Source organism: Burkholderia semiarida (genome assembly GCF_029268935.1).
In the GTDB taxonomy this organism is placed as follows: domain Bacteria; phylum Pseudomonadota; class Gammaproteobacteria; order Burkholderiales; family Burkholderiaceae; genus Burkholderia; species Burkholderia semiarida.
Map to the genome: position 1 here is coordinate 162,352 of NZ_JAHLCL010000005.1, position 17,141 is coordinate 179,492.

At 68.1% G+C, this 17,141-nt stretch carries 16 protein-coding genes; 11 read left to right on the top strand and 5 right to left on the bottom strand.

Going from position 1 to position 17,141, the window contains the following annotated elements:
* The 7 genes from narI to KPB06_RS07580 all read left to right on the top strand — a co-directional run bounded on the left by narI (position 1) and on the right by KPB06_RS07580 (position 8,119).
* Entirely contained in the window at positions 1-684 is a 684-nt protein-coding gene (narI, locus tag KPB06_RS07550; protein ID WP_059574909.1) for a respiratory nitrate reductase subunit gamma, read from the top strand.
* Between the two features lie 9 nt (positions 685-693).
* Positions 694-1,482 (top strand): peptidylprolyl isomerase, encoded by a 789-nt coding sequence (locus KPB06_RS07555; protein WP_059574910.1) that lies wholly within the window; start codon positions 694-696, stop codon positions 1,480-1,482.
* Between the two features lie 15 nt (positions 1,483-1,497).
* Complete coding sequence (locus tag KPB06_RS07560; protein ID WP_059574912.1) at positions 1,498-2,766, top strand: MFS transporter; 1,269 nt, start codon at positions 1,498-1,500, stop codon at positions 2,764-2,766.
* A 133-nt stretch (positions 2,767-2,899) separates the two neighbouring features.
* A complete protein-coding gene (locus KPB06_RS07565) occupies positions 2,900-4,636 on the top strand; it encodes a site-specific integrase (protein ID WP_275905418.1) in 1,737 nt (578 codons plus the stop codon).
* Between the two features lie 312 nt (positions 4,637-4,948).
* Complete coding sequence (locus tag KPB06_RS07570; protein WP_060009258.1) at positions 4,949-5,869, top strand: hypothetical protein; 921 nt, start codon at positions 4,949-4,951, stop codon at positions 5,867-5,869.
* A 75-nt stretch (positions 5,870-5,944) separates the two neighbouring features.
* Positions 5,945-6,382 (top strand): hypothetical protein, encoded by a 438-nt coding sequence (locus tag KPB06_RS07575; protein WP_143328777.1) that lies wholly within the window; start codon positions 5,945-5,947, stop codon positions 6,380-6,382.
* A 312-nt stretch (positions 6,383-6,694) separates the two neighbouring features.
* Positions 6,695-8,119 (top strand): aminotransferase-like domain-containing protein, encoded by a 1,425-nt coding sequence (locus KPB06_RS07580; protein WP_059574922.1) that lies wholly within the window; start codon positions 6,695-6,697, stop codon positions 8,117-8,119.
* A gap of 141 nt (positions 8,120-8,260) precedes the next feature.
* Here the strand turns inward: KPB06_RS07580 and moaD are convergent, their stop codons facing one another.
* The 5 genes from moaD to fdhD all read right to left on the bottom strand — a co-directional run bounded on the left by moaD (position 8,261) and on the right by fdhD (position 12,615).
* Entirely contained in the window at positions 8,261-8,518 is a 258-nt protein-coding gene (gene moaD / locus KPB06_RS07585) for a molybdopterin converting factor subunit 1 (RefSeq protein WP_059574924.1), read from the bottom strand.
* A gap of 51 nt (positions 8,519-8,569) precedes the next feature.
* Complete coding sequence (locus KPB06_RS07590; protein ID WP_059574926.1) at positions 8,570-9,142, bottom strand: molybdenum cofactor biosynthesis protein MoaE; 573 nt, start codon at positions 9,140-9,142, stop codon at positions 8,570-8,572.
* Positions 9,143-9,189: 47 nt separating this feature from the next.
* Positions 9,190-10,314, bottom strand: a complete 1,125-nt coding sequence (moaA, locus tag KPB06_RS07595) for a GTP 3',8-cyclase MoaA (protein ID WP_059574928.1) — start codon at positions 10,312-10,314, stop codon at positions 9,190-9,192.
* Between the two features lie 217 nt (positions 10,315-10,531).
* The gene (locus tag KPB06_RS07600; protein ID WP_059574930.1) at positions 10,532-11,746 is read right to left on the bottom strand and encodes a molybdopterin molybdotransferase MoeA; all 1,215 of its coding nucleotides are present in this window, start codon (positions 11,744-11,746) and stop codon (positions 10,532-10,534) included.
* Positions 11,743-12,615 carry a formate dehydrogenase accessory sulfurtransferase FdhD gene (fdhD, locus tag KPB06_RS07605; RefSeq protein WP_059574932.1) on the bottom strand — a complete coding sequence of 291 codons (873 nt, stop codon included), beginning with the start codon at positions 12,613-12,615 and terminating at the stop codon, positions 11,743-11,745. Before fdhD ends, KPB06_RS07600 begins: the two co-directional genes overlap by 4 nt.
* Before the next feature lie 424 nt (positions 12,616-13,039).
* On the opposite strand from fdhD, the gene KPB06_RS07610 reads away from it, so the two are divergent.
* The 4 genes from KPB06_RS07610 (at position 13,040) to KPB06_RS07625 (ending at position 17,043) form a co-directional block, all read left to right on the top strand.
* Positions 13,040-14,440 (top strand): cytochrome ubiquinol oxidase subunit I, encoded by a 1,401-nt coding sequence (locus KPB06_RS07610; RefSeq protein ID WP_059574934.1) that lies wholly within the window; start codon positions 13,040-13,042, stop codon positions 14,438-14,440.
* A 2-nt stretch (positions 14,441-14,442) separates the two neighbouring features.
* A complete protein-coding gene (cydB, locus tag KPB06_RS07615) occupies positions 14,443-15,450 on the top strand; it encodes a cytochrome d ubiquinol oxidase subunit II (RefSeq protein WP_059574936.1) in 1,008 nt (335 codons plus the stop codon).
* Between the two features lie 165 nt (positions 15,451-15,615).
* On the top strand, positions 15,616-16,536 hold the full coding sequence (locus tag KPB06_RS07620) for a bestrophin family protein (RefSeq protein ID WP_059574938.1): 921 nt from the start codon (positions 15,616-15,618) through the stop codon (positions 16,534-16,536).
* A gap of 93 nt (positions 16,537-16,629) precedes the next feature.
* On the top strand, positions 16,630-17,043 hold the full coding sequence (locus KPB06_RS07625; RefSeq protein ID WP_275905417.1) for a VOC family protein: 414 nt from the start codon (positions 16,630-16,632) through the stop codon (positions 17,041-17,043).
* Positions 17,044-17,141: the final 98 nt, after the last annotated feature.

The window sequence follows — 17,141 nt, forward strand, 5'->3', positions numbered from 1 at the left end:
ATGAACGCTTACTTGCATCAGTTCCTGTTCGGGATCTACCCGTACATCTGTCTCGCCGTATTGCTGGTCGGCAGCCTGATCCGCTTCGACCGCGAGCAATACACGTGGAAAAGCGATTCATCACAGCTGCTGCGCCACGGCATGCTGCGACTCGGCAGCAACCTGTTCCACTGGGGCGTGCTGGTCGTCGTGCTCGGGCACTTCGGCGGTTTTCTGGCGCCGCACTGGCTCGTGTCGCCGTTCCTGTCGGCGTCCGGGCACCAGCTAGTCGCGATGGTTGCGGGCGGCGCGGCCGGCGTCGCGGCGATCATCGGATTGACGATCCTGATCTGGCGCCGCCTGGGCGACGCACGCATCCGCAAGAACAGCCGCACGTCGGACATCCTGATCGTGTTGATGCTGTGGGTGCAGCTCGCGCTCGGGCTCGGCACCGTCGTGCTGTCGACGCGCCACATGGACGGCGTGATGTTCGAACAGCTCACCGATTACGTGAAGGGCGTCGTCACGTTCCGTCCGGACATCGCGAGCCTGCTCGTCGGCGTGCCGCTCACGTACCGGCTGCACATCCTGCTCGGCTTCACGATCTTCCTCGTATCGCCGTTCACGCGGATGGTGCACGTCTGGAGCGGGATCGCGTCGGTCGCGTACCTGATCCGCCCGTACCAGCTCGTGCGCAAGCGCTGAGGAGGCTGCATGAACGACGTTCTCTCCGAAGTCGTCACGGCGCCGCTCACGGTCAACGGCGTAGCGATCGGCAACGACGCGATCGCGGCCGAAGCCGCGCATCACGGCGATGCGCCCGATCCGCTCGATGCGGCGCGGCGCGCGCTCGCGGTGCGCGAATTGCTGCGGCAGCGCGCGGTGTCGCTCGCGCTGCTCGACGAAAGCGCGGCGCTCGACGACGCGGCGGTCGACGCATTGCTCGGACGCGAACTCACACACGTGCCCGACCCCGACCGCGAGGCGTGCGAGCGCTATTACGCGCGGCATCCGGCGCGCTTTCGCCGCAACGACATCGTCTATGCGAGCCACGTGCTGTTCGCGATGACGGACCGCGTGCCGCTCGCGCCGCTGCGGCAGCGCGCGGAACGGGCGCTCGCCGGCATCGTGGCCGCGCCCGATACGTTCGAGACGGTCGCGCGCGCATCGTCGAACTGTCCGTCGGCCGAAGTCGGCGGTAGCCTCGGGCAACTGCTGCGCGGCGACACGGTGCCGGAATTCGAGGCCGCGCTGTTCGACACCGACAGCATCGGCGTGCTGCCGAAGCTCGTCAACACGCGCTTCGGCTTCCACATCGTGCGCATCGAGCGCCGCGTGCCGGGCGATGCGGTGCCGTTCGACGAAGCAGCCGATCAGATCGCCGCGCACCTGGCCGCGCGCGTACGGCAGCAGGCGATGCGGCAGTACGTGGCGATTCTCGCGGGCGGCGCACGGGTCGAAGGCGTGACCTTCGACGGTGCGAACGGGCCGCTGGTCCAATGAAAACGAGGTTGACGTATGGCAACTCAACAAGGTAACGCCGGGCCGGTCGTGAGCGCGCCGGCCGTCCCGCTGCGCGCGTGGTCGGTGCTGGCCGCGAGCACGCTCGCATTCATGGTGTGTTTCGTCGTGTGGATGATGTTCGGCGTGCTCGGCGTGCAACTGCGCGCCGATCTCGGCCTGAACAGCACCGAGTTCGGGATGCTCACGTCGACGCCGGTGCTGACCGGCGCGCTGATGCGTTTGCCGCTCGGCACCTGGACTGACCGCTTCGGCGGTCGCATCGTGATGACGGTGCTGCTCGTCGTGTGCGCGGTGCCCGTCTATGTCGTCAGCTACGCGACGCAGCTGTGGCAGTTCCTGCTGATCGGGCTGTTCCTCGGCTGCGTCGGTGCGTCGTTCGCGGTCGGCACGCCGTATGTCGCGCGCTTTTTCCCGCCGCAGCGGCGCGGGCTTGCGATGGGCGTGTTCGGCGCGGGGACGTGCGGCGCGGCGGTCAACCTGTTCGTCACGCCGGTGCTGCTCGACGCGTACGGCTGGCGCGTCGTGCCGCGCATCTACGCGGTCGCGCTGCTCGTCACGGCGCTGATCTTCTGGTTCGCGTCGGCGCCCGATCCGGGCGCGGGCAAGCGCGGCGGATCGATGCTCGATTCGTTCAAGGTGCTGCGCGACCCGCGCGTGTGGCGGCTCTGCCAGTACTATTCGATCACGTTCGGCGGCTTCACCGCGCTGTCGCTGTGGATCCCGCAGTACCTGAAGAGCGAATACGGGATGTCGCTGGTGATGGCGTCCGCGTTTGCGGCCGGCTTTTCGCTGCCGGGCTCCGTGCTGCGCGCGCTCGGCGGCGCGCTGTCCGATCGCTTCGGCGCGCATGCGGTCACGTGGTGGGGGCTGTGGGTCGCGTGGATCGCGCTGTTCCTGCTGTCGTATCCGGCGACCGATTTCGTGATCCACACGATCGACGGCACCGCGACGCTGAACGTCGCGATGCCGGTGGCCGGCTTCGTCGCGCTGACCTTCGTGCTCGGTGCGGTGTTCGCGCTCGGGATGGCCTCGACGTTCAAGTACGTCGCCGACGATTTCGCGGACAATATGGGCGTCGTCACCGGCATCGTCGGGCTCGCGGGCGGGCTCGGCGGTTTCCTGCTGCCGATCCTGTTCGGCATGTTGCTCGACCTGCTGCGCGTGCGCACGACCTGCTTCATGTTTTTGTACGGAATCGTGTGGGTGTCGCTGATTCTCATCTACCTGTCCGAAGTGCGCCGCACGCCTGTCGTCACGGGTTGAGGTCGGTTCGAACGGTCCGATGCGCTCGCGTGATGCCCGGAGGAGGGTTCGGGGTCGCGCACGCGCATCGTTGCGTTCTGGAGGTTCGCGCGCGACGTACCCGGCCGCCCGCGCTTCTGTCAAACTGGCGCCCATGAAACCGCGCCTCACTGCACAGCTTTCCCCCGATTCCACGCCTGCGCCCGCAGGCTTTCCCGACGCCGACGAACTGGCCGCACTGCGCGCGTGGTACGCGGGCATGGCCGTGCGCCAGGCCGTCGAGCGCTATCTGCCCGACCGGCTCGGCGACGGGCGCTCGGCGCGCGGCGTGATCGGCGCGATTCGCCGCCGCCTCGTGCGCGTCGCGCGGCAGGTCGGCCGCCCCGATCTCGTGGAACGGCTCGGCCATCCGGACGGTGAGCGTTTGCGGCAGGCGAAAGCGGCCACCGACGCGATCGGCCAGTTGCGTCATGCGCGCGCACCGGTCCCGCAGATGGGCGACGACGTCGGCCTGTGGCTGCCGGCACGCGCGGTCGTTGCGTTGCGTGCGCACGGCATCGCGACGCTCGCCGACCTGACGGTGCGGATTCCGCGCCGGCGCCAGTGGTGGCGCACGATCGCGGGCCTCGGCATGGCCGGCGCGCGGCGCATCGAGGCGTTCTTCGCCGCGCATCCGGACCTGACCGAACGGGCGCGTGCGCTGATCGCCGCGACGCCGCGCGGCAGCATCGTGCCGTGGGAGCAATTGAAGCTGCCGCACGAAGTCGACGGCTCGGCCGGCACGTTCCGCGCGCCGCGCGCGACCTGCACGCTCGACGCGGACAACGATTACGCGGCCGTGCACGCGTGGCTGTCGCTGCACGAATCGGCCGCGACGCGGCGCGCGTACCGCAAGGAGGCCGAGCGGCTGATCCTGTGGGCGATCGTCGAGCGCGGCCGCGCGCTGTCGTCGCTGACGACCGAGGACGCGCTCGCCTATCGCGCGTTCATCCGCCGCCCGACGCCGCACGAGCGTTGGGTCGGGCCCGTGCGGCCGCGCGGCGCGCCCGACTGGCGGCCGTTCTCGGGTGCGTTGTCCGCGCGATCGGCGGCGTATACGCTGTCGGTGCTCGGCGCGCTGTTCCGCTGGCTGATCGAGCAGCGCTACCTGCTCGCGAATCCGTTCGCGGGCGTGAAGGTGCGCGACACGCGCGGCGTGACCGCACTCGATACGTCGCATGCATTCACCGAAGGCGAGTGGCTGCTGGTCCGCACGATCGCCGACGGGCTCGAATTCGGCAAGCGCACGGCCGATGGTGCGCCGCGGTCGGGCTGGACGCCGGCCGCCGCGCAACGGCTGCGCTTCATTCTCGATTTCGGCTATGCGACCGGGCTGCGCGCGAGCGAACTGGTCGGCGCGACGCTCGGCGACATCGAGACGGACGCGCACGGCGACGCGTGGCTGAAGGTCGTCGGCAAGGGCAGCAAGGCCGCCCGCGTCGCGCTGCCGCCGCTCGCGCGCACGGCGCTCGATCGCTATCTGGTCGCGCGCCGGTTGCCGGTCACGCCGGCGCGCTGGCGGCCCGATACGCCGCTGATTCCGAGCCTCGCGGAAGACGACGCGGCCGCGATCACGAGCGTGCGGCTGTGGAAGGTGATGCAGCGCTTCTTCGCGCAGACGGCCGATGCCGTCGAAGCCGACAACCCGGCGCTCGCGCACAAGCTGCGCCAGGCGAGCCCGCACTGGATGCGGCATACGCATGCGACGCACGCGCTGGCGCGCGGCGCGGAGCTGACGACGGTGCGCGACAACCTGCGGCACGCGTCGATCTCGACGACGTCGATCTATCTGCATGGCGACGACGTGAAGCGGGCACGGCAGATGTCGAGCGCGTTCGGTATCGACAAATGAGTGGAACGGCACGGCATCGACGCAGGTCAGACGAATTTTCGATTCCGGAGATCGCTATGGCATCGAGCCAGGGTACGTCGATTTCATCGTCGAGCAGATCGCGGCGGCCGGTACGGTATCGGCGCGCAAGCTGTTCGGCGATCGCCGGGACGATCGCGCATGGCTGGCGACGCCGATCCGGATCACCGCCGCGCGCTTGCCGCTGCCGGTGAAGCGCGGCCGATGACGAACGCGCCGCATGCCGCACCGCATAGCAGGCAGGCGTATTCTGTGACACATGCGCGCGACCATCGTGCGCCAGGGAGTACCAACATGGAGACATCCGGAGCTTCGCGCGGCACGCGGCTGGCGCGCCGCGCCTGGCGCGCGCTCGTCGTGACCGTGTGCGTGGGATGGAGCGCGCTGTCGTTCGGCGCGGAGGGCGCGAACGGCGCGGCCGCGCTGCTCGAGCGCTATCGCAGCCTCGGCGCGCAACTGAAGGACAACGCGTTTCACCGGCCGGTGGTGCTCGAATCGTCGGAAGCGTCGTCTTCGCTGAAGGGCGACATCTATGCGGTCGTCGATTATCCGTTCGCGGTGGTGAACGGCCAGCTCAACGATCCCGCGCAAGGCCCCGCGAACTGGTGCGCGGTGCTGATCCTGCACCTGAACACGAAGTACTGTCGTGCGTCGAGCGGCGGCAACGGCCCGGTGCTCGACGTGAACCTCGGCCGCAAGGTCGAGCAAAAGCTGTCGGATACCTATCGCGTGCAGTTCCGCTATCGCGTGGCGGCCGCGACGCCCGACTATTTCCAGGTCGACCTGACCGCCGACAGCGGCCCGATGGGCACGAAGGATTACCGGATTGCGCTCGAAGCCGTGCCGGTCGGCGCGTCGCGCACGTTCCTGCACCTCACGTATTCGTATGGTTTCGGCACGGTCGGCCGGATGGCGATGAAGACCTACCTCGCGACGGTCGGCAGCGACAAGGTCGGGTTCACGCCCGCCAGCGGCGCGTCGGCCGCGCAGCCGCAGTACATCGGCGGCGTGCGCGGGCTGCTGGAGCGCAACACGATGCGCTACTACCTCGCGATCGACACCTACCTCGCGACGCTCGACAAGCCGCTCGACCAGCGCCTCGCGCGCTGGTTCGACGCGACCGAGCAGTATCCGCAGCAACTGCATGAAGTGGAGCGCGGCGCGTATCTGCAGATGAAAGCGCAGGAGGTGCAGCGGCAGCAGACGGCGCGATGACGCCGCCTGCCGCCTGCCGCTCGGCGTCGATCAGTTCGACGCGCCGCCGACCGTGCGAATGCTGCGCCACTGTCCTTGTTCGACACGGAACAGCGTGTACGGCGGCTTGATCAGGTCGCCGCGCTCGTCGAACGAGATCTTGCCGTGCGCAACCGATTCGACGAATACGACGACAGCACCTGCCTGCGCTGTCGCGCCATCACACCCGGTGGTAAATCCTACAAGCGGTTCAGGCGGCGCCAGCGTTGCGTCCCGATATCGCGCTGGCGGACCGGATTCGTCGCGCGGGCACCGGCCGCCGTACGGGGCGCATCGTCGTCGAGCGCGAACGTGGACACGGACACGCTGACGAGCAGGTCGACCGCACGCGCGACTTCCGAAAACACCACCGAATGGCGCCCGCCGATCGGCAACGGCGCCCCGGCGCGCGCCGTGCCGGTGAAGCGTGGGCGGGCATCCCGGGCCGATTCGGCCGCGCGGTGCTGGCCAACCGGCCGTCCGGCCATTTCATAAGACGTACAGTTCCCCCGCGATGCGCGATTCGCGCCGAACTGTACTCTTGTTCGCGCGCTCGATGTGTGTACTCGCCGCCAACTGTTCTTCTCTTAAGATTCCACCATCAAGTGCACAGTGCTGCAGATCCAGCCGTATCGGAACCCTGCCGGCGCATCTTCAAGAGAGAGCCAGTGCGATGGAAAAGGCAAAACCGGAGGGAAAGATCAGGAATCACGGCGGCCCGGTCGGCGGGCGAAACATCTGCAACACGTGCGTATGGGACGCACACGGCGAAGCGGTGCGATGGCGCGTGCCGGCAGGAGACGCACGATGAAACTCTATGAAAAACTCGCGGACGATATCGAGCGCCTGATCCGCCAGGGCGTGTACCGGCACGGCGATCGGATTCCGTCGGTGCGGCAGGCGAGCCAGCAACACCGGATCAGCATCACGACCGTGCTGCACGCGTATCTGCTGCTGGAAAGCCGCGGGCTGCTCGAAAGCCGGCCGCAGTCCGGCTATTTCGTGAACCTGCGGCGCGACGACGGCCATGCGCCGGTGCGCGAGCTGCGGCCGTCGAAGCCGATCGCGATCTCGTCGTCGGTCGACGTGAGCCGGCTCGTGCTGTCGACGCTGCGCTCGATCGGCACGGACGACGCGGTGCCGCTGGGTTCGCCGTATCCGGACCCGAGCTTGTTCCCGTTCGAGAAACTGAACCGCTATGCGTACGCGGCCGGTCGCGACAAGTCGCTGTGGGGCGTGACCGACGGGCTACCGCCGGGCCATCCGCGGCTGATCCGGCAGATCGCACGCCGCTACCTGGAAAACGGGATGTCGGTGGACCCGAACGAGATCATCGTGACGGTCGGCGCGACGGAGGCGATCAACCTGTGCCTGCAGGCGGTGGCGAAGCCGGGCGACACGATCGCGGTGGAATCACCGACGTTCTACGCGATGCTGCACGCGATCGAGCGGATGGGGATGAAGGCGATCGAGGTGGCCACGCATCCGGAATACGGGATCGACATCGCGGCACTGGCCGCGATCGCGAAGTCGCAGCCGATCGCTGCGTGCATGGTGATGCCGAATTTCCAGAATCCGCTGGGCTTCCAGATGCCGGACGAGCGAAAACGCGAACTGGTTGAGTTCGCAACGAAGGCTGGCATGCCGATCATCGAGAACGGCGTGTACAACGAACTGTATTTCGGCGATACGCATCCGAGTTCGCTGAAATCCTACGACCGGACCGGGATCGTGCTGCATTGCTCGTCGTTCTCGAAGAGCCTGACGGCCGCGTACCGGATCGGCTGGGCGCTGCCGGGCCGCTACCGAGATCAGGTCGAGAAGCTGAAATTCCTGAATACGCTGGCGACGCCGTCGTTGCCGCAACTGGCGATCGCGGAGTTTCTCGAACGCGACGGCTACGAGCATCACCTGCGGCGGATCCGGAAGGCGTATGCGCAGCAGGCGAACCTGATGCGCGCGATGGTGTCGCGGTTCTTTCCGGAGGGCACGCGCATTTCGAGCCCGGCGGGCGGGTACGTGCTGTGGGTCGAGCTGCCCGCGCAGGTCGATGCGATGCGACTGTATCAGCTCGCGCTGGAGCAGGGGATCACGATCGGGCCCGGCTACATGTTCTCGATCACGGACAATTACCGGAACTTCATCCGGCTGAACTACAGTAGCCCGTGGTCGCCGGAGATCGAGCAGGCGGTGATCACGGTCGGGAAGCTGGCCACGGCATGCATGCGGTGAATGGACGCGCGCGGTACGCCGCGCTTCGATGACACAGCCGGCCTCGTGCCGGCTTTGTTTTTCCCGGCCGGCGCCGACGACCGCGTTCGCGGTCGTCGCGTCGAAACGACTGCATGCGAGCCCGCGTCCCCGCGCGTCCCGTCATCCCCCCGTCACCGGCGGAAAGAACGCAACCTCGCTATCCTCCCGCACGACGAATTCCCCCGTCACCATTTCGAGGTTCACGGCCGCGCGTACGGGGCGGTCCATCCGCAGTGCTTCGGCGCTGCGCGCGTCACGCGCGGCTAGCGTGCCGCGCAGCGCGTCGACGGTGAGTTCGCGGGCATCGATCTCGACGGTTTCTTCGTCGATTGCCAGTCGTTCGCGAATGCTTGCGAAGTATTTGATCGTCAGTTTCATTGGGATGTCTCGAGCAGGAGCGGCGGAATCGGAAACGCGAAGCGAACGCAATCAGCCCCAGCGTCGCATCGCCTGGTCGTCACGCGCCTTCGCCTCGACCCAGCCGGATTCGCCGTCGTGCCGGATCTCCTTCTTCCAGAACGGCGCATGGGTCTTCAGGAAATCCATCAGGAATTCGCACGCGTCGAACGCGGACGCGCGATGCGCGGCGGCCACCACGACCAGCACGACCGGCTGGCCGAGCGGAATGCGGCCGACGCGGTGCACGATCCTGACCGCTTCGAGCCGCCAGCGCGCGGTCGCTTCCTCGACGATGCTCCACAGCGCCTGTTCGGTCATCGTCGGATAGTGCTCGACTTCCAGTGCGACGACGTCGTCCACATCGCCTTCCTTGCGCACGACCCCGAGAAAATTCACGACCGCACCGACATTCGGATTACGAACGATCGGCGCGAGTTCCGCGCCCGCGTCGATCGGCGCATGCTGCACGCGCACCTCGAAGCCGGCGGCAATCGCGGGCGCCGCTTCGGGGTAGGGTTCGGTCGGGTCGACGGGCGGCGCGGAGCTGCCGGCGCGCAGCGGATCGTCCGGCAGCCCGGCGCGGGATTCGGTGAAAGTGGTCATGACAGGTTCTCCAGTGGGCGGCGCATCCTGTATCGCGCGGCGGCCCGTCAGCCGCCGACGAGCGACATGCGCACGGTCGGATAGGTCTTGCCCGGCGCGCGGGCCGGCCGTAGGGCCCGGCGCTCGGAATAGCGGTCGTCGCGTCGCGTCCAGCGTTCGCGCACGGCGGCGGCGAGGTCGGCGGTCGACGTCGCTTCGTCGAGCCACGGCCGCAGGTCGGTGCCCTGCGTCGCGAACAGGCACGTATAGAGCTGGCCGTCAGCCGACACGCGGGCGCGCGAACAGGTGCCGCAAAACGGATGCGACACGCTCGCGATGAAGCCGACTTCGCCGGCGCCGTCGATGTGCGCGCAACGGATCGCGGTGGCGTCGTGCCCCGGTTCGCCGACGAGCACGAGTGGATAGTGCTCGTCGATCAGCTCGCGCATCCGCGCGGCCGGCACCACCTTGTCGCCGGACCAGAAGCTGGCGCCGCCGACGTCCATGTATTCGATGAAACGCACGGCCACGCCCGTATGCCGGAAGTGCCGCACGAGCGGCACGATCTGGTCGTCGTTCACGCCGCGCTCGATCACCGCGTTGACCTTGACCGGCGCGAGCCCGGCCGCCTGCGCGGCCTCGATGCCGGCCAGCACGCGCGCGACGGGCACGTCGGCGTCGCTCATCCTGCGAAACACCGTGTCGTCGAGCGCATCGAGGCTCACGGTCACGCGCGTCAGTCCCGCGTCGCGCAACGTGCGTGCCTTCGCGGCGAGCAGCGAGCCGTTGGTCGTCAGTGCGATTTCGACGGGCTTGCCGTCGACGGTCGTCAGCGCGGCAAGCCGTTCGATCAGCGCTTCGAGGTGGCGGCGCAGCAGCGGCTCGCCGCCCGTGATGCGGATCTTCTCGACGCCGAGCGACGTGAAGGCGCGCGCGATCTTTTCCAGTTGCGCGAACGACAATCGCTCGGACGACGGCATGAACGCGTAGTCGGCGCCGAAGCTCTCGCGCGGCATGCAGTAGCCGCAGCGGAAATTGCACTGGTCGATGACGGACAGGCGCATGTCGCGCAGCGGGCGGCCGAGCGTGTCGAACGGGCGGGGAGAAGCGCCGGGTGACGCGCCGCCGGATAAAGCGGCGGCGGCCGGCGCGGCGGAAACGATGGCATTCACGATCGGGTCGTCGGCCTGCATGAAGTAAGCGGAGGGGCGTCGCCGCCCGGCCGTGCGGGTGCCGACGTGTCGGCGCACAGGTCGTGACGAGCCTCATCGTGAGCATAGTCCGCCGGGTTTCGTCGGCAGAGACACAATCGCGCCCGAATGGCAGGAATACAGTTCGCCGCGCGGGAGGTTCGGCACGCACGGCGAATCGGCCGAAGGCGCCGCATGGGGCGGGTATTCGGCGTCGTGCTCATGCGAGCCAGCGCGCGAATTCGTAATACGGTACCGCGTCGCCGCGCGCGATGCTGCTCCCGGCCGGCAGCCGCGCGAGCCCGCTGGCCTGCACCAGCGACTGCAGCGTGCCGGCGCCTTGCTGGCGCAACGTGTCGAGCACCGGCGCGCCGTCGGCGCCCACCGTACAGCACACGCGCACGAACCGATCGCGCTGCGCATCCGGCTCGAAGCCGGTGTCGATCGGCAGCGACGGCACGGCCGGCAGGCACGTGTCGCGCCCTTGCAGGCGGCGGATCAGCGGCGCGACGAACAGCGCGAACGCCGTCATCGCGGCGCCCGGATTGCCGGGCAGCAGCACCACGGGCCGCGCATCGAGGCGTGCGAGCGCGACCGGCTTGCCGGGTTTCATGCGCACGCCGGCGACGAGGAGCGACGCGCCGAGTGCGGCCAGCGCGGGGCGCAGCAGGTCCTTGTCGCCGACCGACGCGCCGCCGACGCAGATCACGAGGTCGCACTGCGCGTGCAGGTCGCGCAGCGCCCGATCGACGGCGGCCGCCGTATCGGCCGCGTGCACGCTCATCGCGACGTCGGCGCCGGTGCCCGCCACCAGCGCGCCGAGCATCGGCGCGTTGCTGTTGTAGATTTGCTGCGGCGCGCGCGGCTGGCCGCACGCGATCAACTCGTCGCCGGTCGTCAGGATACCGACGCGCAGCGCCGCACGCACGTCGATGCGCGCGAACCCTTGCGCGGCGGCGACGCCAACGTGCATCGCGCCCATCCGCACGCCGGCCGGCACGAGCCGATCGCCGGCGCGCACTTCCTCGCCGCGGCGGCGGATGTGCGACCCGCTGCGTTGGGGCGCGTCGAACGTGACGTCGCCCGCTTGTTCGCGCGCATGCTCCTGCATCACGACGGTGTCGGCGCCGGGCGGAATCAGGCTGCCGGTGAAGAGGCGTGCGGCCGTGCGCGGTGCGAGCGGCGCGGGCGTGTCGCCGGCATAGCAGCACTGTGCGACGCGCAGCGGCTCGCCGTGCGCGAGGTCGACGTGCCGCACGGCATAGCCGTCCATCGCGCTCTGGTCGGCCGGCGGCTGGTCGAGCACCGCGGTCAGCGGCGCGGCCAGCACGTGGCCGGCTGCCTGCGCGATCGGCACGGACCGGGTGCTGTCGAGCGGCGCGAACGCGCCGGCGAATTGCTGCTGCGCGGTATCGAAATCGAGCAGGTGTTTCATGACGAATGGGCCGGGTGCGCCGGTGCGGGCGCCGTTGAGTGGAAGGGCGCGACAGCGGGCGACACGTATTCGACGAAGCCGTCGTTGCGGCAAAAGCCGAGCAGCCGCACGCCGGCTTCGCGGGCGACGTCGATCGCGAGCGACGTCGGCGCCGAGATCGTCGCGACCATCGGGATGCCGACCCGCGCGGCCTTGCGCACCAGTTCGTAGCTTGCGCGGCTTGACAGGAACACGAAGCCCGCGCTCCAGTCGGCGCGGCGGCGCGCGAGCTGCCCGATCAGCTTGTCGAGCGCGTTGTGGCGACCGACGTCCTCGAACACGTCGAGCACGGCGCCGTCGCGGTCGCACCACGCGGCCGCGTGGATGCCGCCCGTCTCGCGCATCAGCGTCTGCCGGGCCGGCAATGCACGAGCGGCGCGTGCGATCGCGTCGGCGCCGATGCCCGCGGCCGCGCCGGCGGCGGCGATGCGCGGCGGCTGCAGGTCGAGTTGCGCGATGCTTTCGATGCCGCACACGCCGCAGCCCGTGCGGCCGGCCAGCGCGCGGCGGTGCGCCTTCAGCGCCATGAACGCCTGCTGCGACACGGTCAGCCGCACTTCGGCGCCACCGGGCCGGCATTCGCTCTCGATATCGAAGACGTCCGACGCGCGCTCGACGATGCCTTCGCTCAGTGCGAAGCCGAGGCCGAACGCGTCGAGGTCGATCGGCGTCGCCATCATGACCGTGTGCGAGATGCCGTTGAACACGAGTGCAACCGGCGTCTCGTCGACGACGCGATCGACGGTGTCGCGCGCGTCGCCGGCACGATGGCGCGTCACCCGACACGCGGTACTGCCGGTCGGATCGTCGCGGCGGATGCAGGACTCCATGCAGGTTTCTCCAGGCGGGGCGGCCGGCGGGCCGGCCGGGCTCGGCGCATGCGCCGAACGACGGGAATCGATGCCGCCGGGCGGGGCGCCGAAGGGCGCGCGACCGCCGCGGGCTGGCGTTGCATCACATGTTAAGTGGAGCGAACAGCGCACCGCAGGTACAGCGCCGCAACGGGGAAAGCAGTACAGCTGAGCGTCCCGCCGGCACGGAAAGTGTTTTCCGTGCACACATCTTTGGCGGAGCGGGCATCACAGTTTCAGCGCACGTCCGAATGATTGCGAGTATCGTTGCAAACGCGATATCGTCATTCACGCTTCGATGCCGTGCGAGCGACCGGTTGCGTTCGCATGTGTCGCCGCCAAGCCGTCGCGCGATTTCCTGCTTCGAGCGTACGTCCTCACAAACCACGAGCAAATTACGGTCATGGAAATCTTCGATGCGTTCCATCTCGCCCGATTGCAATTCGCATTCACGGTGTCGTTCCACATCGTGTTCCCCGCGATCAGCATCGGCATGGCGAGCTTTCTGGCAGTGCTGGAATGGCGCTATCTCGTCACCGGCGACGCCGCCTACAAATCCATGTTTCAGTTCTGGTCGAAGATCTTCGCGATCGGCTTCGGGATGGGCGTGGTCTCCGGCGTCGTGATGGCGTACGAGTTCGGCACCAACTGGTCCGGGTTCTCGCGCGTCGCGGGCAACATCACGGGGCCGCTGCTCACGTACGAAGTGCTGACGGCGTTCTTCCTCGAAGCCGGCTTCCTCGGCGTGATGCTGTTCGGCTGGCAGCGCGTCAGCCCGCGCGCGCACTTCTTCGCGACGCTGATGGTCGCGGTCGGCACGCTGATCTCGACGTTCTGGATTCTCGCGTCGAACAGCTTCATGCAGACGCCGCAAGGCTACAAGATCGAAAACGGCCTCGTCGTGCCGGTCGACTGGTTCAAGGTGATCTTCAACCCGTCGTTTCCGTACCGGCTCGCGCACATGACGATCGCGGCGTTCATCGTCGCGGGCTTCATCGTCGCCGCGTGCGGCGCGTGGCACCTGCTGAAGGGCCGCCGCGACGAGCCGGTGAAGCGCAGCTTCTCGATGGCGCTGTGGATGCTGCTGGTGCTCGCGCCGATCCAGATCTTCGTCGGCGACGCGCACGGGCTGAACACGCGCGAATACCAGCCGGCGAAGATCGCGGCGATCGAGGGGCTGTGGGAAACCGAGAAGGGCGGCACCGCGCTGAACCTCGTCGGGCTGCCCGACATGCAGGCCGAAACCACGCGCTATGCGATCCAGGTGCCGCACCTCGGCAGCCTGATCCTCACGCACAGCTGGGACGGCGAGATCCGCGGGCTGAAGGAATTCGCGCCGCAGGATCGCCCGTATTCTCCGATCATCTTCTGGACGTTCCGGATCATGGCCGGCCTGGGGATGCTGATGCTGCTGACCGCGCTGCTCGGGCTGCTGCTGAGAAAGGGCGGGCGCCTGTACGAGACGCGCTGGTTCCAGTGGCTCGTCGTGTGCATGGGGCCGTCGGGCATCGTCGCGCTGCTGGCCGGCTGGATCACGACCGAGGTCGGGCGCCAGCCGTGGACCGTGTACGGCGTGCTGCGCACCATCGATTCGGTCGCGCCGCTCACCGCGCAGCAGGTCGGCGTATCGCTGCTGATTTTCGTGGTCGTGTACTTCCTGGTATTCGGAACGGGTATCTACTACATGATGAAACTGATGAAGCGCGGGCCGGCCGCCCAGGCCGGGTACATCGAGCTGCACCGGCATCCGGGGCTGCGCAAGAGCGCGCTGTCCACGCCGCTGAACGTCACCGAGGCGGAGTAACCATGCACATCGATCTTCCTGTCGTCTGGGCCGCGATCATCGGCCTCGGCGTGTTCATCTACGTGATGCTGGACGGCTTCGACCTCGGCATCGGGCTGCTGTTTCCGTTTTTCGATGCGAAGGCCGAGCGCCAGGTGATGCTCGACACCGTCGCGCCGGTGTGGGACGGCAACGAGACGTTCCTCGTGCTCGGCGGCGCGGGCCTCTATGGCGCGTTTCCGGTCGTGTATTCGACGCTGCTGCCGGCCAACTACCTGCCGCTGGTGCTGATGCTGGTCGGGCTGATCTTCCGCGGCGCGGCGTTCGAGCTGCGCGCGAAAGCCACCCGCACGCAGCACATGTGGGATCTGGCGTTCATCGGCGGCTCGGCGCTCGCCGCGTTCTGCCAGGGGATCGTGCTCGGTTCGCTGCTGCAGGGCATCAAGATCGAGAACAACCATTTCGTGGGCGGGCCGTTCGACTGGCTGTCGCCGTTCAGCATGCTGTGCGGGATCGGCGTGCTCGTCACCTATGCGACGCTCGGCTGCGGCTGGCTGATCCTGAAGGTCGACGGCGAACTCCAGCGCAAGATGCGGTTGCTGATGAAGCCGCTCACGGGCGTGCTGCTCGCGGTGATGGGCGTCGTGAGCCTGTGGACCGTGATCGGGCTGCCGGCCGTCGCGCACCGCTGGTTCGGCAGCGGCAACCTCGGCTGGTTCCTGCCGGTGCCGGTCCTCGTCGTCGCATGCGTGTGGGGCATCTTCCACGCGGTGAAGCGTGCGCACGAGGCCACGCCGTTCCTGCTGACGCTCGCGCTCGTGTTCCTCGGCTACACGGGGCTCGTGATCAGCATCTGGCCGAACATCGTGCCGCCGTCGCTGACGATCTGGGACGCGTCGTCGAGCCATTCGAGCCAGTTGTTCGCGCTGGTCGGCACCGTCATCGTGCTGCCGATCATCCTCGTGTACAACGCGATGCAGTATCGCGTGTTTCGCGGCAAGGTGCGCGAGGGCGACATCGGCTATCACTGAGCGGCACGCGAGGTGACAGGGCGCGGCGCTCGCGTATCATCACGCGCGGCGCGGTGCCCGGCACGGTGCCCGACAGAAAGCGGCCCGCCACGCGCGGGCCGTTGCGCATCGGGTGCGGGCGCAACGGGCTGCGTTGCGCATTCCTTTGGCAGTCGAGAAAACATCATGATCGTCAGACCACGACAGAACTGGCTCAGGATGCTGTTCGTATGGAACGGCTCCGTGCTGCAATCGATCATTCCGCAGCTCGTGTTCATGGCGATCGTCAGCACGCTGGCGGTCTTCACGAACGGGCGCATCTTCGGCGAGAAGATTCCGCTCAACACCGCGCCGTTCACGCTGTTCGGGCTCGCGCTCGCGATCTTCCTCGGGTTTCGCAACAACGCGAGCTTCGAGCGCTTCAAGGAAGCGCGGCATCTGTGGGGCAACCTGCTGATCGCCGCACGCGCGGTGACGTCGCAACTGCATCGCTACCTGCCCGACAGCGTGAGCGACGCCGAGCGCAACCGGCTCGCCGACCTGCTGATCGCGCTCGCGTATGCGTTGAAGCATCAGTTGCGTCATACCGATCCGACCGCGGATCTGCAGCGCATTCTCGGGGCGGAACGCACGGCGGCGCTTGGCGGCAAATGCTACAAGCCGGTCGCGATCCTCGACGAACTGCGCGGCGGCATCGTCCGTGCGCTGGGCCGCGCGCCCGCCAGCGACACGGCCTGCTGGATGTTCGAGACGCAACTCGACGAGCTCGGCAAGTCGATCGGTGGTTGCGAGCGCATCCTGTCGACGCCGATTCCGTTTTCGTACAGCGTGCTGCTCCATCGCACCGTGTATGCGTATTGCGTGCTGCTGCCGTTCGGGCTCGTCGATTCGACGGAGTTCTTCACGCCGCTGATCTGCGTGTTCATCTCGTACACGCTGATCGCGCTCGAAGCGATCGCGAACGAAGTGGCCGAACCGTTCGGGCTCGCGCCGAATGCGCTCGCGCTCGATGCGATCACGCGCACGATCGAGCGGTCGGTGCTCGAACTCGGCGATCGGCCGATGCCGGAGGAGTTCGTGCCGGCGTCGACGTATCAGATCACGTAGGCGGCGCGGTCGGTAGTGCAGTCGTCGGTAAGGTTGATCGGCCGGGCCGGGAACGGTTGTGTAGACTCGGGCTCGTTCAATGGAGCCCATACCATGCAACTTCTCGATCACGTGTCGATCAGTGTTCCGGACATCGACCTGGCACGCCCCTTCTACGATGCCGTCATGGCTGCGCTGGGCGCGACCAAGGTCTATGACCGGCCCAACGCGCGCGGCTATGGCGAACGTTGCAGCGCGAATGACCCGGAGTCGACTTTTCTGGCGGTGTATCTGGACCCCGCCGAAATCGGGGCGAGCAAGCGGCACTGGTGTTTCAAGGCTGCTTCCCGCGAGCAGGTGCATGCGTTCTTCGACGCAGGGCTCGCGACGGGCGGCCAGTCCGACGGCGCCCCCGGCTTGCGGCCGCAGTACCACGGCGACTACTACGCGGCTTTCCTGGTCGATCCGGCCGGCAACCGGATCGAGGCCGTGTGTCATGCGGCGGGGGTGGGGCGCGAGCGGCCGTGACGGTGGTGAGGCCCCGCGGCCGCTAGTTTTCGACTGCGTCGGAGCCCCGCGTCCCGAGCGATATCGCTTTACTCGGCATGCCGACGGTCAACGCATGC